This window comes from Halomonas sp. NYA30, assembly GCF_976980765.1.
This window is the reverse complement of record NZ_OZ334477.1, coordinates 3,919,321-3,934,824: the sequence shown is the minus strand read 5'-3', so window position 1 is coordinate 3,934,824 and position 15,504 is coordinate 3,919,321. Positions and strand designations below refer to the sequence as shown.

The following is a 15,504-nucleotide window of genomic DNA, read 5'->3' as shown; positions in this document are numbered from 1 at the left end:
TTATTCCCGCTTACCATCGACCAAGCGTGATACGCCAGCCGGGTTACCATCACGAATCGCTTCCGGCAGCAGGCCTTCCGGCAGCGCCTGGTAGCACACCGGGCGCAGGAAGCGGAAGATCGCTGCGCTACCTACCGAGGTGGTGCGTGAATCCGACGTCGCCGGATAAGGGCCGCCATGTACCATGGCGTGGCATACTTCTACGCCCGTCGGCCAGCCGTTGGCCAGAATGCGTCCCGCCTTGCGTTCTAGCGTCGGCAGCAGCTGCTTGGCAGTCGCCAAGTCACCGTCATCCATCTGCAGCGTAATCGTGAGCTGACCTTCCAACTGAGCCGCCACACGGGCCACTTCCTGAGCATCGGCACAGGCGATGACCAGTGACGTGGAACCGAACACCTCTTCTTGCAACGCAGGGTCACTCAGGAACGCCTCAGCCTGGGTGACAAACAGCCCCGCTTGGCAGGGGTGTGCTGTCTCACCGGCCTGACCGCGCGCCACCTCGGTGACCTTGTCATGGCTTGCGAGCCGACTAACGCCCTGCTGATAGGCGTCATGAATGCCCGGCGTCAGCATGGTTTGGCCTGCGCTACCCTTAACGCCTTCACCGGCTGCCGCAACAAAGGCATCCAGCTCAGGGCCTTCCACCGCAATGACCAGCCCAGGGTTGGTGCAGAACTGGCCAGCGCCCATGTTGAGCGAGCCGACAAACCCTTCGGCAATCGCTTTACCGCGCGCCTTGAGCGCTTCGGGCAGCAGAAACACCGGGTTGATCGAGCTCATTTCAGCATACACCGGGATCGGCTGGGGCCGTGCCTGGGCCGTGGCCATCAATGCCGTGCCACCGCTGCGTGAACCGGTAAAGCCAACGGCTTGAATGCGCGGATCAGCAACCAGTGCCTGACCGATCTCTTTGCCAGAACCAAACAGCAGTGAGAAGACGCCCTCAGGCAGTTTGCACGCGGCCACGGCGCGCTGAATGGCGCGGCCTACCAGCTCGGAAGTGCCGGGGTGGGCAGAGTGACCTTTAACCACGACCGGGCAGCCAGCCGCCAGCGCAGAGGCGGTATCGCCACCGGCCACACTGAAGGCGAGCGGGAAGTTGCTGGCGCCAAACACCGCCACCGGGCCTAGCCCAATATGGCGCTGACGCAGGTCGGCGCGCGGTAGCGGCTCACGATCGGGCATGGCCGGATCGATACGCACATCCAACCACTCCCCGGCGCGTACTACCGAGGCGAACAGACGAAGCTGGCCGCAGGTGCGACCCCGTTCGCCTTCTATGCGCGGGCGGGGCAGGCCGGTTTCGGCCATGGCGCGCTCAACCAACTCATCACCGATCCCTTCGATTTCAGCGGCAATCGTCTCAAGAAACGTTGCCCGCGCCTCTAGGCCGGTTTCGCGATAGCTATCAAATGCTGCTTCGGCTAACGCACAGGCCTGTTCGACTTCGGCTTTGCTGCCGCCAGGGTAGGCGGGGCTTAGCTTTTCACCGGTGGCGGGATTAACGGCTTGAATGTCAGCCTGTTGGCCGCTAATGGCCTGCTGACCAATTAGTAGTTTGCCTTCCAAATTCATATAACCTCCTGCTGGTGCTAAAAAATGGTGTTAAAGCGATTGAACGGTAACCGCCGGTGCGTCTGCCTCCACCTGAAGCGGATTGCGCAGAGCCCGGCCAAATTCGTTGATACGGATCTCAAAGCGGTCGCCTTCGCGCACTTTGATGTTGTCAGCAAAGCTTAGCGTAGCAGTGCCGAAAAAATGTACGTGGATATCGCCAGGGCGCCGGAAACCTGGGTACTTAAAGTGATGGTATTCAAGGTTGGCCAGACTGTGGGCCATATTGGCTTCGCCGGTCAAAAAAGGCTTTTCCCATACGGTCTCGCCGTTACGTTGAATCGAGCTGGAGCCTTCTAAATGGGCTGGCAGCTCGCCAATCAATAGCTCGGGCCCAAAGCTGCAGGCGCGTAGCTTGGAGTGAGCCAGCCATAAATAATTAAAGCGCTCGGTGACATGGTCAGAAAACTCGTTGCCCAGCGCGTACCCGACTCTCCAGGGTAGACCGTCCTTGCCAATAACGTAAAGGCCTGCCAGTTCGGGTTCCTCGCCTGCATCCTGAGCGAACGCTGGCGACGGGATCGCTGCTTCCGGCGCTACCACACACTGGCCATCACCCTTGTAGAACCACTCAGGTTGCGCGCCGATCTCGCCCGCGTTGGGTTTGCCGCCTTCCACCCCCAGCTTAAACATGCGCATGGAGTCGGTTAGATCTTCTTCCGCAGCTTGGGCTTTAGCATGCATCGCCGAGCGGGTGTCGGCACTGCCCAGGTGGGTGAGGCCGGTGCCGGTCACCAGGCAGTGGGCCGGATCGGAATGGGTCAATGGTGGCAGCAGGTGCTTATCGTCGACTAACGCTTGGTAATCCAAACGCGTGTCGGTCAGCGCGGCGGTCACAGAGTCACTAAGTGACTGACCAGCGTTAATGGCGCGGTTGGCGAGCGTATAGGTGTCGCAGTCGAGCAGCCTAACTTGCTGTTCACTCTCTACCAGCGCGGCGCGAACTTGGCCTTGGTAGTCACACTGAATCAGTCGCATAGTGATCTCCTTATGAAACCTATTGTAGTCGTTATCAAAGCGGCCAGATGGCGAGTTGCGGCCACATCAATAGCGCCGCGAGTACACACAGCTGAATAGCCATAAAGGGCAGTACGGATAGGTAAATATCCTTCAGGCTGATATCCGGGGGTGCCACGCTTTTAAGGTAGAAAGCGGCGGGCCCGAAGGGCGGTGACAAGAACGACACCTGCATATTGACGGCGAACAGAATGCCGAACCAGATCGGGTCGAAACCGAGCTGAATAACAATGGGCAGAAAGATTGGCAGTGCCAGCATGGCAATCCCGATCCAATCGAGGAATAGCCCCAACACCAGCATAATCGCCATCATTACCAGGATAATCACAATCGGCGCTACATCAAGCCCCAGAATCAAGCTTGAGACAAAGCGGTTGCCCCCCATCAGGTTATAGACGCCCACCAGAGCGGCGGCGCCGATGCCGATCCAGATGATCATGCCGCAGGTATTCATGGTTTGGCCCAAGCTGTGGTGCAGCATGCCTGGGGTGAATTCGCCGCGAATGATGGTGGCAAGCAGTACGCCAAAGACGCCCATGGCCGCTGCTTCGGTGACCGAGGCGACCCCGCCGTAGATAGTGCCTAGCACCAAAAAGGCAATCAGCCCAGGCAGCAAAATGGCTTTCGCCGCGTCCAGCTTGGTGGCGAAGGGGTTATCTTGAGCATTTTTATCTAACGGCGGCCCTAGGGCTGGATTTTTTAAGCAGCGCACCAGTACATAGGCAATATAAGACCCCATCAGAATCACTGCTGGCGTCACGGCCGCGGCGAACAGGTCGGCAATCGATACGCTGGCGATCAGACCGTAGATAATCAGTACGATTGAGGGCGGCATCATGGTGCCCAGGGCGCCACCGGCACACACTACCCCGATGGAGAGATGCTTGTCATAGCCGAGACGCAGCATTTGCGGCAACGCCAAAATACCTAGCAGTACGATTTCACCGCCGATAATGCCCGAGAGGGCAGCCAGGAAAAACGCCACGACGATGGTTTGCACAGCAACGCCGCCCGGCAAGCGGCCAGCGAAAACGCGCATGGCGTTGAACAGATCTTTAGCGATGCCGGATCGATCCAGCAGCGATGCCATCAACACGAACATGGGCACCGCTACCAGCGAATACTCGGTGATAAAACCATAGACGCGGCTGGTGACCAGCGGCAGCGCCGCTTCGCCAAACCAGCCGAATGTGAACGCCATCGCCACCAAACCGGTGATAAACGCCAGCGGCAGGCCAGTGACCAGCAGCGCGAAAATGGCTCCGACCATGAGGATCGTTGCAGTTGAAATATCCATTAGCGAGGCTCCTCACTTGCAGCGCTAGGCTTAGCTCGGATCGATTGCCACAAATGCAGTGAGGCTTGAAGGGTCATCAATGCCAGGGCAAATAGAATCATGCCCTTCACCATGGCGGGAAAGGGTGGGTTCCAGGAGGTGCCAGAGCGCTCCAGCGACCATTCGCCAAGCGGGTTATGTGACGCTCCCCAGAACATATGAAAAGCGGCGTAGCTCATAGACAGGCAGAAAACCAGGGTGAGTAGGTCGTTGAAGCGGTCCATCCAGCATTTTAAGCGTGGCCCGGCGCTGTCGTAGAGCACTTTGACGCGAATATGGCTATTGCGCGCCATGGCCGCTGGGCCGCCCAGCACAAAGATGACGGCGATTAGAAACACCACGGTTTCGTGCACCCACGAGGTCGGGTTGTTAAAGCCGTAACGCATAAAGACTTCGACGACGCTGATACCCATTGCCACCAGCACCAACCAGGAAACAGCTTGGCCACCACGGGCGATCAATCGGTCAAGCGCATTACGCTCGGGAGAGATCTCCTCTACCGTTTCGAGAATCTCGGGAAGATCATGTGTGGGAGGAGAGCGATATTGATTGTCAGGCGTTTTTTGAGACATGGCGCGACTCTACGCGCATCGCTCGGGATGTTTCCCGAGCGATGCGTTGGTTAGGTTAGTGAGGCAGAAAATTGAGAACAGGGCGTTAGAGCAGATTGCGCGAGCGCAAAAAGGCGGTCGCCGAGTCATAGACTTTCTGGGTCATCTCATTTTCACCCGCCCACTCTTTCCACTCCTGCTCAGCCGCGGTGCGGAATTTCTTACGCTCTTCTTCGGGCAAGTTGAAGGGGTGAACGTCTGGGTCATCCTGAAGCCGCTGCAAGGTCTCAATATCCTGCTCTTTGAGGCGCGCAATCAGGTCATACGCCATGCCATCAAAGGCGGTATTTAACGTCGTTTGTAGCTCCTCGGGCAGGCCATCCCAGATATCCTTGTTGATCGAGACAGCGATCATTGGCATTGAGTGAAAGCCAGGGTAAAGCGGGTAAGGGGCGAAGGCGTGCAGGCCCATGGCGTCGTTGTTGGAGAGCACCGTGGAGTCAGCAGCGTCGATCACACCTTTTTCCAGACCGGTATATACCTCAGAGCCCGGCAGATTGACGGGCGTGGCGCCAATGCGCTCGAAGATGTTGTACACCATGCCTTGGGGGGCGCGGATCTTAAGCCCTTCAAAATCGGCGATGGATTCGATAGGTACCGTGGAGGGTACTGACTCCAGCGGAAAGGTCGCTGCGCTGATCAAATGCGCGCCATAAGGTTCGACTAGTTCGTTGTACAGATCTTCGCCGCCGCCGTACTTCATGTACTCCAAGAAGTCGTAGGGATTCTGCCAGGCGCCAACAAGGTTGCCGAGCATGCCGAACGCGGGATCCTGGCCAGAAAAGTAGCTGGGGTCGGTCATATGACCCTGCAGAATACCGGCACTGACCGCCGAGAGCGTTTCGGTGGGGCCAACCACGGCGTTAATCGGCATTACCTCAATCTCAACACGGCCATCGGTCATTGCTGTGATCTTATTAGCCCATTCCTGTTTGATCTTAAAGCTGGGCTCGCCCGAGGTTTCTGACGCCTGAAACTTCCACTCGTATTCGGCCGCCTGAGCCGTTGAAAGGCCTAGCAGCAGCGCTGAGCCAGTGAGTAGCAAACTGTATTTCGATGTGAGCATGGCACTATTCCTCAAGATTCTTGTTGTGGAGAAAGTGGTGGTGAACGGGGTCAGCGACCCATATGGAGAGGGTAATGTTGAACATTAAGAGCAATTGTTCAACATATACTTTTGTATGGTCGACTATCTCTTGAAGGTGGTTTAGTGTCGTGCAAATTCAAAACAGCCATCGACATATACCACTAGGCCGTCAGCTGTCACCGAACTAAAACAAGGAGTTAACTTCATGGGCCAACGTCAACGTCCACTACGCAGCGCTGAATGGTTTGGTACGGCTGATAAAAACGGCTTTATGTACCGCAGTTGGATGAAAAACCAAGGTATTCCTGATCATGAGTTTCAGGGCAAGCCGATTATCGGCATTTGCAACACCTGGTCGGAACTAACGCCGTGCAACGCCCACTTCCGCAAGCTCGCGGAGCACGTAAAGAAAGGCATCCTGGAGGCGGGCGGCTATCCGGTGGAGTTTCCGGTCTTTTCCAACGGCGAATCCAATCTGCGCCCCACGGCGATGTTTACCCGCAACCTGGCCAGCATGGACGTCGAAGAAGCCATTCGCGGCAACCCCATCGATGCGGTGGTGCTGCTGGTGGGCTGCGACAAAACTACCCCGGCGCTGCTGATGGGCGCGGCGAGCTGCGATATCCCCACCATCGTGGTCACCGGCGGGCCGATGCTTAACGGCAAGCACAAGGGCAAGGACATTGGCTCCGGCACCGTGGTCTGGAAGCTCTCCGAACAGGTCAAGGCAGGCGAAATATCGCTGCACGACTTTATGGCCGCGGAAGCCGGCATGTCCCGTTCGGCGGGCACCTGTAACACCATGGGCACTGCCTCCACCATGGCCTGCATGGCCGAATCCTTGGGTACGTCGCTGCCCCACAACGCCGCGATTCCGGCCGTCGATTCTCGCCGCTACGTGCTGGCGCACCTCTCCGGTAATCGGATTGTCGAGATGGTCAACGAAGACCTGCGGCTCTCCAAAATCCTCACCAAGGAAGCCTTCGACAACGCCATCCGTACCAACGCCGCGATCGGCGGTTCCACCAACGCGGTGATACATCTCAAAGCAATTGCCGGGCGGATCGGTGTCGATCTCAAATTGGACGACTGGAGCCGGGTAGGGCGCGGTACCCCCACGGTGGTGGATTTGCAACCCTCGGGGCGCTTCCTAATGGAGGAGTTCTACTACGCCGGTGGGTTACCCGCCGTGCTTAGACGCCTAGGCGAAGCCGACCGGCTGCCCTTCAAGGACGCGCTCACCGTTAACGGAAAAACGATCTGGGAGAACGTTCAGGACGCACCGCTCTACAACGACGAAGTGATTCGCCCGCTGGATAACCCACTTACCGCGGATGGCGGTATCTGTGTGTTGCGCGGTAACTTGGCGCCCAACGGCGCGGTGCTCAAACCCTCGGCGGCGACGGCGGAACTGATGCAGCATCGCGGTCGCGCGGTAGTATTCGAAGACTTCGACGACTACAAGGCGCGCATCAACGACCCGGATCTCGACGTGGAAGCCAACGACATCTTGGTCATGAAGCACTGCGGCCCGCGGGGTTATCACGGCATGGCTGAAGTGGGCAACATGGGCCTGCCGCCCAAGATCCTCGCCCAGGGCATTACCGATATGGTGCGTATTTCGGATGCCCGCATGAGCGGCACCGCCTACGGCACCGTGGTGCTGCACGTCGCGCCCGAAGCCGCCGCCGGTGGCCCGCTAGCCGCGGTACGCAACGGCGACTGGATCGAGCTCGACTGCGAAAGCGGCCGACTGCATCTGGAAGTCAGCGATGAAGAGTTGGCCTCACGCCTAGCCGAAAGCGACCCCACCGCCGCCTCGACGCTGATCGCCAGCCAGGGCGGCTACCGCCAGCTTTACATTGAGCGGGTGCTCCAGGCAGACGAGGGCTGTGATTTTGACTTCCTGGTGGGCTGCCGCGGGTCTGATGTACCGCGTCATTCGCATTGATGTTTGACTGGCTAACGGAACGCAAGCAAGAGGAAACGCCATGACCGCCAGGCTGGCAGCCAAGCACATTCTAGTCACCGGGGCGGCTACGGGCATCGGACGCGCCATTGCTGAGGCCTGCGTCCGCGAGGGCGCCACGGTCGCCTTGCTGGATCAGGACGGCGATAGCGTCGAGAGGCTGGCGGCGGAGCTGCGTAGTGAAGGGCACAACGTCCAGGCGTTGATGGCGGATATCGCTGACCGCGCAACGGTCGATGCCGCTGTAGTAAAAGCGCGGGAGAAGAACGGCCCATTGACCACCTTGATCAATAACGCCGGGATGAACGTTTTCTATGAGCCGCTCGCCATGCCGGACGAGGCTTGGCAGCGCTGCCTAGCAGTGGATTTGGAGGGCGCTTGGTATTGTAGCCGGGCAGTGCTGCCGGATCTCATTGAGCAGGGCGGCGGTGCCATTATCAATATTGCCTCCACCCACAGCTTCTCAATTATTCCCGGTTGCTTTCCCTACCCGGTAGCCAAGCACGGCTTGATTGGCTTAACCCGATCGCTCGGCATTGAGTACGCCCCACGCGGCGTGCGGGTCAATGCCATTGCGCCAGGCTATATCAACACCCCGGCGGTAGAGGCGCATTGGCACACCTTCGATGACCCCGCAGCGGCGAAGGCCCGCATCGAAGCACTGCTGCCTCCAGGGCGGTTAGGGAAACCCGAGGAAGTGGCGATGACGGTCGTCTTTCTGGCCTCAGATGAGGCGCCCTTTATCAACGCAAGCTGCTTAACGATTGATGGCGGACGCAGCGTGGTCTACCACGACTGACGGTTTTAATGCCTGTGGAGTGTTTGCAAGAAAGGTTTGGATATAGTGAGAAGAGAGTTTAGAGGGTATTCACAATCTTTAAAGGTTAGTACTCGGTTTTTCTTCAGAGAGCTCAACCTCTTGGGTAGATTTTCTTGGCAAAAAAATACCCTTTATACAATCTGGATTAATGATGGCAAGTTGAATATGATTTTCAGAGAAAAATCTTGCGCCATCGTAAAGTGGATCGCCTTCGATAAAAGCAGCCCTAACAGAATCAAAGGGTTCGCCCTGCTCCTTGGCCAACGCACATGCATAACGGATGACAGCACAATCAAGCTCACGGGCTTTAAAATCAAAATCTGTTTTTCCAAACGACCTATTCTCTGGCAGTGGTGTACCTTCTGCCTCTAAATCACTTTTTAGCTGCTGATAAACGATGCTAAGAAAATCATTATATTTTTGATCCAGCAGATCCAAGCAGTTACCAAGCTCAATTACCGCACCCAGTACAAAGGGAATTTTGACATTAGAAGAAGTTCGCTGGCTATCTTGAACGGCATACTGATGCGCTCTTTCAAGATTGTTTTCCCAAAAGTAAACGCCGTTGCCCAGCCAATCATATTTATTATTACTGTGTTTGAACTCAGATTTTTGAGTCAAAATGCTGATGGCAGTATCTTTATCTAACCCATGGAAACCATAGACAATTGTCGGTTTTGATGAATACATTAGGTCTTGATGTGTGCCGTATGATTGTCTTTAGACTTTGAAGAACTGAAAAACCGCTTATCAAGATATCCTTGTGAATCAAGGATGCGCGCATCTTTAAGCAATTTCATTCTTTGCTCATGAGTGCGGTTCTGCCCAGCGGCCTTAACTTTTTGTGTCAATTCATGAAGAGACATGAAAATACTCCTTTACATACTTTCATGCTAATCGACCTTTTGGCTACAGGCAAGTAGCCGATCCGGACTTAGCCTGGCTCTCCGACAGCGTTTCGCCATCGGTAGCGTGTAGCGCCATGGCGATGCCGCCCATGCAGGTCATGTCGCGATCCCAGGCGCAACTTTCGATGCGGGTGGTGCCTCTCAGCTCGGCCACTAGGGCTTCATCAATGGCGGTGTGCATGGTGGCCTGCATGGCGTCAAAACCGCGCACACCGGAACCGGTAATCAGTACTATGTCAGGGTTAAATAGCGCCAAGATATTGGCGATGCCATAACCCAACGCACGCCCCGCCTCAGCATAGATGCGTTGCGCCGACGGGTCGCCGTTCAACGCCATCTGGGTTAGCGCCTGCATCTGTTGCTCTGAAGGGTGAGCGCTATCGTCAGCGGGGAGGTTTAAATGGTCGGCGGCGGCGCGGTAGAGCGCGTAGTCGCTGGCATAAGCTTCAATACAGCCTCGTCGGCCGCAGGCGCATAGGGCGCCATCGGGTTGGTATTTACTGTGCCCAAACTCGGCCGCTGAGCCATTGGCGCCCAGATAAGGCACGCCGTTAATCAGTACCGACATACCGATGCCGTAGCCCAGCATAATGACCACCAGGTTGGGGCAGTCTGCATAGTCAGGTTTTGCCGCGAGTACACCGGCAATGCAGTTGGCATCGTTTTCCAGCAGCACGCTGCAGTGAAAACGATCGGCTAATTGTGCCGATATCGGTGCGTTGCGAAAGCTTAAAGCGGGGGACCAGATAATCGACCCGCTTTGCGACGAGACTACCCCCTGCACGGCCAAGCAGATCCCAGCCAAACGTTGAAACCCGTTTAGCTGTTGCGCGCAAACAGCGCTGATCTTCTCTTTCAGCAGCGTTTCCAGGTCGTCGGCGCTCAGTGTCAGGGTGGGCACCGCGTAGTGCTCGCTATGGCGTACCTGGCCTGAGAAATCGCCCACCACCAACTGAATCTCATTGATCGATAGCTTGATACAAACCACGCAGGCCGCTTGCGGGTTGAGCTCAACCAGCGTCTTGGGCCGCCCACGCCCGGAGGGGCGGGGTGTTTCTGGCGGCCGTTCCTTGATCAGGCCCTGCTGAAGAAGCTCGGCGCTGATGGAAGTCACCGTGGCTGAGCTGATGCCATTCAGCGCACCCAGGTCAACACGTGCAACCGGTCCTTGGTCTCGCAGGGTACGGATAACCGCCAGCGTGTTGTCATAGCGGCTGGTATCAGTTGACGTAAGCGCCATAAAAATGCCGTTATTGTTTGAGGTGAAAAATCGCAAAATGCGACCTAAGTTGCATATGCGTTTATTTATTTTAGCACCTAAAGTAAATAAAGCATCGCACGGCATATAAATAATATTGGTAAGCCTTAAACGCATAATAACAACAGTAACGACAGGTGGCTCCATGCTCTTATCAGCGCGCAAACTCTGCCGCTCGTTTGGCGAAAACCAGGTCTTATTCGACGTTGATCTCGACCTTCAGGCAGGTGAAGTGCATGCCCTGTTGGGTGAGAACGGCGCGGGAAAATCGACGTTGGTCAAAATTCTGGCCGGCTACCTTAGCGCGACATCTGGCGACGTGTTGGTGGACGGCCGCCAACGGCATTACCGCTCCAGCGGTGAGGCGGAAGCCGACGGTGTGGTGATGATTCACCAGGAACTGGCACTGGCGGAACAGCTCAGCGTGGAGGAGAACATCTTCCTGGGCCGCGAACTGCGTCGGGGGCTGTTTCTAGACCGACGCGCCATGCGCGAACGTAGCCGGGCGGCGCTGGCGGAGCTTGAAACGCATGTCGATCCACGCGCCCGCGTGAAAGACCTCAGCACCTCAGACCAGCAGATGGTGGAAATCGCCAAGGCGGTCACCCGTGATGTGCGCGTGCTGATCATGGACGAACCTACCGCCACCCTGACGGAAAACGAAGTAAAGGTGCTGTTTGCACTGATCGACCGCCTGCGCCAGCGGGGCGTGGCCATTTTGTATATCTCCCACAAGTTGCGTGAAATCGAGCAGATCGCCGACCGCGTGACGGTATTGCGCGACGGACATTTGGTGGATAGCGGCCCCATGGCCGGGCGCAGCAAAGAGGAGTTGGCGCGGTTGATGGTGGGGCGTGAGATCACTGAAATGTATCCGCCGCGTACCCACCTTCCTGACGATGCGCCGGTGGTATTGGAAGTACGCGATATGGTAGTGCCCGGTGCCGTTAAGCACGCCAGCTTTACCCTGCGCCGGGGTGAGGTGTTGGGGTTCGGCGGTATTGTAGGGGCGGGGCGCACCGCGTTGATTGAAGCGGTGCTGGGTTTGCGCCGCAAAAGCGCTGGGCAGGTGTTGCGCAACGGCCAGCCGGTGGTCATGCGCCACCTGCGCGATGCGGTGCACCAGAGCATCGCCTATCTCACCGAGGATCGCAAGGGCAAAGGCTTAGTGCTCAATATGGATCTGCGCTCCAACGTTACCTTGCTCAACCTGCGCGCTCATTGCCAGCCGCTGATCGATCGCCGCCGTGAAGAACAAGCCTTTCAACAGGCGGTTGAGCGCTTCGATATCCGGCTGCGCACGGCTGCACGCACCGCCGCTGAACTCTCTGGTGGCAACCAGCAGAAGCTGCTGCTCGCCAAGGTGATGTCCATCGATCCTGAAATCGTGATTATCAATGAACCGACCCGGGGCATTGATGTGGGCACCAAGCACCAGATTTATCACTTTATCCGCGAGCTAACGGATTCAGGCTGCTCGGTGATTCTGATCTCGTCGGAGATGGGCGAGCTGATTGGGCTATCCCACCGAGTGTCTGTTATGTGTGCCGGCGTGCTCACTGGCGTACTTGAAGGCGAACAAATTAATGAAGAAGAAATTATGCAGTACGCATCCGGTATTAAAGGAGTAGGGGTCGATGAGCAGCGTCATGGCTAATAACAAAACGACTAACAAAGCAGCTGATAAAATGATTACTCAAAAAGGCTTCGCGATTGACCTAAAAACCTGGGGGCCGTTTGTGGCGCTGGTGGCTTTAGGGCTACTGGGCGTGCTGATTAACCCGGCTTTTCTGGGGTTGGATAATCTTTCGAACATGCTCACCCGCAGTGCCTTTATCGGCATCATCGCCATCGGCGCTACGTTTGTAATTACCGCCGGTGGGTTGGATCTTTCGGTGGGGGCCATGGCGGCTTTTATTGCCGGGGTGATGATTATTCTAATGAATAGCCTCGTCGAGCAGTTCGGTGCGGGGTGGACCACCATACTGCTGGGTATTGGCGCCTCGTTGCTGCTGGGGGTTTGCGCAGGCTTTATCAACGGCATCGTGACAACCAAGGGCAAAATTGAGGCGTTTATCGTCACCCTTGGCACCATGGGTATTTATCGTTCGCTGGTGACCTACCTTTCTGATGGCGGAACGCTGACGCTGGATTGGGCCGTGCGCGATATCTACCGCCCGGTGTACTACGGCAGTTTTTTGGGCATCACCATACCTGTGTGGGTGTTTTTGGCAGTGGCCGTCATCGGCTACATCTTGCTCAACTATACGCGCTTTGGTCGCTACTGCTTTGCCATCGGCTCTAATGAAAAGGTCGCCGAATACAGTGCCATTCATGTGGATCGCGTGAAAACCCTAACCTACATGCTGCAAGGCGTGTGTGTGGCACTAGCAACGATTATTTATGTGCCGCGTTTGGGTTCTGCCTCGGGGGCTACCGGTGTGCTCTGGGAGCTTGAAGCGATTGCCGCGGTGATTATTGGCGGGACCATGCTGAAGGGTGGGCATGGGCGCATCTGGGGCACGGTGGTGGGCGCCATCATGCTCACCATGATTGGCAATATTCTCAATTTGACCGATGCCATTTCCAACTATCTCAACGGTACGGTGCAAGGGATCATCATCATTGTGGCGGTCTATCTGCAGCGGGCATCGTGGAGGAAAACAGAACCATAAACTCACTCGCTAACAGCGCAACATCAACGACAAGCAGCGAAACATAACAAGTACAAACACGAAAGGAGCATCACCATGCGAATCATCAAAACAACAGTGAAGGCCTGCGTCACTACCGCTGCACTTGCGTCAGCGATAGGACTCTCCGGCACCGCGGTTGCCCAGGAGTACACTATCGGTGTCTCCATTCCCGCTGCCACCCATGGTTGGACAGGCGGCGTTAACTACCATGCCGAAGAGGCTAAAAAACGCCTTGAGGAGCTCTATCCCGGCATTGAGATCACTATTTCCACGGCGGGCACCGCTGGCGAGCAAGCCAATGACCTAGAGGATTTAGTGTCGCTGCGAAATATTGATGCGCTGGTGGTGCTGCCGTTCGAGTCTGGCCCGCTGACCGATCCGGTGCGCCGGGTTAAAGAGTCCGGCGTGTTCGTGACCGTGGTAGATCGTGGTCTGACGGAAGAGGGGATCCAGGATCTCTATGTGGCGGGCAACAATCATGAGTTAGGCCGCGTTTCCGGCGAGTACATTCGTGAACAGCTGGACGATGAAGGCGATATTGTCGTGTTGCGCGGTATTCCCACGGTGATTGACGACGAACGTGTGCAAGGTTTCCAAGAGGCGATTGAAGGCTCTGAAATCAATATTCTCGATATGCAGCACGCCAACTGGAATCGCGATGATGGCTTCGAGGTCATGCAAGACTACCTAGCACGCTTCGAGAACATCGATGCCGTTTGGGCCCAGGATGACGACATTGCGCTGGGTGTCATTGAGGCGGTACGCCAAGCGGATCGCGAAGAAGAGCTGTTTATCGTCGGCGGGGCGGGCATGAAGGACATCATCAAGCGGGTCATGGACGGCGATGAGCTGGTGCCGGTGGACGTGCTCTATCCGCCTGCCATGATCGCCACCGCCATGGATCTGACCGTGCAGCACTTTGTCTCCAATGGCCCGGTACTGGGTGAGTACATTCTAGGCTCGCCGCTGATTACCCAGGAGAACGCCGAGCAGTACTACTTCCCTGACTCGCCGTTCTGATCACGGTATGACCAAAAGGCGCGGGTGAAAAGCACCAATCCCACCCGCGCCTATCTGCTCACTTAATCCAAACGATATTGAGAGAGTCCTATGAAAACAATCAAAGGGCCTGCGCTCTTTCTCGCCCAATTCGCCGGTGATGAAGCTCCTTTTAATAGCCTCGATAGCATTGCTGGCTGGGCGGCGGGGCTGGGTTATCAGGGCGTACAGATTCCCAGTTGGGATGCCCGCCTGTTCGATTTAAAGCGCGCCGCCGAGAGCCGCACTTATTGTGATGAGGTGATAGGCACTCTGGCCCAGCACGGCTTAGCACTCACCGAACTCTCCACCCACCTTCAGGGCCAGTTGGTGGCGGTGCATCCCGCTTATGATGAGATGTTCGATGGCTTTGCGGTGCCCGAAGTGCGTGGTAACCCCAAAGCGCGTCAGGCGTGGGCCGTCGAACAGCTAAAGCTGGCCGCCAAGGCATCGCAAAACCTCGGCCTCACCGATCACGGCACCTTTTCCGGGTCGCTGGCGTGGCCGTTCATCTACCCCTGGCCCCAGCGTCCGGCAGGATTGATCGAAACAGCGTTCGATGAGCTGGCGAAACGCTGGCGGCCGATTCTGGACGCCTTTGACGAGGCGGGTGTGAATCTCTGCTACGAGATTCATCCCGGCGAGGACCTGCATGATGGCATCACCTTTGAGATGTTCCTCGAGCGGGTCGGCAATCACCCGCGTTGCCACATTCTTTACGACCCCAGCCATCTGATTTTGCAGCAGCTCGACTATCGCGGCTTTCTGAATGTGTACCGCGACCACATTCAAATGTTTCACGTTAAAGATGCCGAGTTTAACCCCAGCCCCAAGCAGGGCGTTTACTCAGGCTACCAGTCGTGGACGGAGCGCGCGGGACGTTTCCGCTCCCTGGGCGATGGCCAAATCGACTTCAAGTCGATCTTCTCCTGGATGGCGGCCAACGACTACCACGGCTGGGCGGTGCTTGAGTGGGAGTGCTGCTTGAAACATCCAGAAGTCGGCGCCCGCGAAGGCGCGACCTTTATTCGTGACCACATTATCGAAGTCACCGAGCGGGCGTTTGACGACTTTGCCAGCGGCGGGTCTGACGACGCTGCCAATCGGCGCATCCTCGGTCTTTAATAACGTGCATCAATTAATTCAACGA

General features: G+C 56.7%; 14 protein-coding genes. 6 read left to right on the top strand and 8 right to left on the bottom strand.

Features of this window, described 5'->3' with window-relative positions; genetic code table 11:
- The 5 genes from ACWI0H_RS18265 to ACWI0H_RS18245 all read right to left on the bottom strand — a co-directional run bounded on the left by ACWI0H_RS18265 (position 1) and on the right by ACWI0H_RS18245 (position 5,644).
- The gene (locus tag ACWI0H_RS18265; protein ID WP_485874160.1) at positions 1-1,575 is read right to left on the bottom strand and encodes an aldehyde dehydrogenase (NADP(+)); all 1,575 of its coding nucleotides are present in this window, start codon (positions 1,573-1,575) and stop codon (positions 1-3) included.
- A 30-nt stretch (positions 1,576-1,605) separates the two neighbouring features.
- Positions 1,606-2,592 (bottom strand): AraD1 family protein, encoded by a 987-nt coding sequence (araD1, locus tag ACWI0H_RS18260; RefSeq protein ID WP_008959427.1) that lies wholly within the window; start codon positions 2,590-2,592, stop codon positions 1,606-1,608.
- A 34-nt stretch (positions 2,593-2,626) separates the two neighbouring features.
- Complete coding sequence (locus ACWI0H_RS18255) at positions 2,627-3,928, bottom strand: TRAP transporter large permease (protein ID WP_008959428.1); 1,302 nt, start codon at positions 3,926-3,928, stop codon at positions 2,627-2,629.
- On the bottom strand, positions 3,928-4,539 hold the full coding sequence (locus ACWI0H_RS18250; RefSeq protein ID WP_485874159.1) for a TRAP transporter small permease subunit: 612 nt from the start codon (positions 4,537-4,539) through the stop codon (positions 3,928-3,930). The genes ACWI0H_RS18255 and ACWI0H_RS18250 overlap by 1 nt, the downstream gene beginning before the upstream one ends.
- Positions 4,540-4,624: 85 nt before the next feature.
- A complete protein-coding gene (locus ACWI0H_RS18245; protein WP_176304033.1) occupies positions 4,625-5,644 on the bottom strand; it encodes a TRAP transporter substrate-binding protein in 1,020 nt (339 codons plus the stop codon).
- Positions 5,645-5,870: 226 nt separating this feature from the next.
- Here ACWI0H_RS18245 and ACWI0H_RS18240 point away from each other — a divergent pair, with 226 nt between their 5' ends.
- Together ACWI0H_RS18240 and ACWI0H_RS18235 are read left to right on the top strand one after the other, a co-directional pair.
- Positions 5,871-7,616, top strand: a complete 1,746-nt coding sequence (locus tag ACWI0H_RS18240; RefSeq protein ID WP_485874158.1) for an IlvD/Edd family dehydratase — start codon at positions 5,871-5,873, stop codon at positions 7,614-7,616.
- 40 nt (positions 7,617-7,656) lie between these two features.
- Positions 7,657-8,433 (top strand): SDR family oxidoreductase, encoded by a 777-nt coding sequence (locus ACWI0H_RS18235; protein WP_485874157.1) that lies wholly within the window; start codon positions 7,657-7,659, stop codon positions 8,431-8,433.
- Positions 8,434-8,511: 78 nt separating this feature from the next.
- Here ACWI0H_RS18235 and ACWI0H_RS18230 read toward each other — a convergent pair whose 3' ends face one another.
- From ACWI0H_RS18230 to ACWI0H_RS18220, 3 genes are read right to left on the bottom strand one after another with little or no spacing between them, the layout of a single operon-like run.
- Positions 8,512-9,144: a hypothetical protein gene (locus ACWI0H_RS18230; RefSeq protein WP_485874156.1), complete on the bottom strand. Its 633-nt coding sequence runs from the start codon at positions 9,142-9,144 to the stop codon at positions 8,512-8,514.
- Positions 9,144-9,320, bottom strand: a complete 177-nt coding sequence (locus ACWI0H_RS18225) for a hypothetical protein (protein ID WP_485874155.1) — start codon at positions 9,318-9,320, stop codon at positions 9,144-9,146. The genes ACWI0H_RS18230 and ACWI0H_RS18225 overlap by 1 nt, the downstream gene beginning before the upstream one ends.
- A 43-nt stretch (positions 9,321-9,363) precedes the next feature.
- Positions 9,364-10,602, bottom strand: a complete 1,239-nt coding sequence (locus tag ACWI0H_RS18220; protein WP_485874154.1) for an ROK family protein — start codon at positions 10,600-10,602, stop codon at positions 9,364-9,366.
- A gap of 163 nt (positions 10,603-10,765) precedes the next feature.
- Between ACWI0H_RS18220 and ACWI0H_RS18215 the strand changes: the two genes are divergently transcribed.
- The 4 genes from ACWI0H_RS18215 to ACWI0H_RS18200 all read left to right on the top strand — a co-directional run bounded on the left by ACWI0H_RS18215 (position 10,766) and on the right by ACWI0H_RS18200 (position 15,479).
- Positions 10,766-12,277 (top strand): sugar ABC transporter ATP-binding protein, encoded by a 1,512-nt coding sequence (locus ACWI0H_RS18215; RefSeq protein ID WP_485874153.1) that lies wholly within the window; start codon positions 10,766-10,768, stop codon positions 12,275-12,277.
- The gene (locus tag ACWI0H_RS18210; protein WP_485874152.1) at positions 12,270-13,295 is read left to right on the top strand and encodes an ABC transporter permease; all 1,026 of its coding nucleotides are present in this window, start codon (positions 12,270-12,272) and stop codon (positions 13,293-13,295) included. Before ACWI0H_RS18215 ends, ACWI0H_RS18210 begins: the two co-directional genes overlap by 8 nt.
- 75 nt (positions 13,296-13,370) lie before the next feature.
- Complete coding sequence (locus ACWI0H_RS18205; RefSeq protein WP_485874151.1) at positions 13,371-14,336, top strand: ABC transporter substrate-binding protein; 966 nt, start codon at positions 13,371-13,373, stop codon at positions 14,334-14,336.
- Between the two features lie 90 nt (positions 14,337-14,426).
- Positions 14,427-15,479: a sugar phosphate isomerase/epimerase family protein gene (locus ACWI0H_RS18200; RefSeq protein ID WP_485874150.1), complete on the top strand. Its 1,053-nt coding sequence runs from the start codon at positions 14,427-14,429 to the stop codon at positions 15,477-15,479.
- The last annotated feature ends 25 nt before the right edge of the window (positions 15,480-15,504 follow it).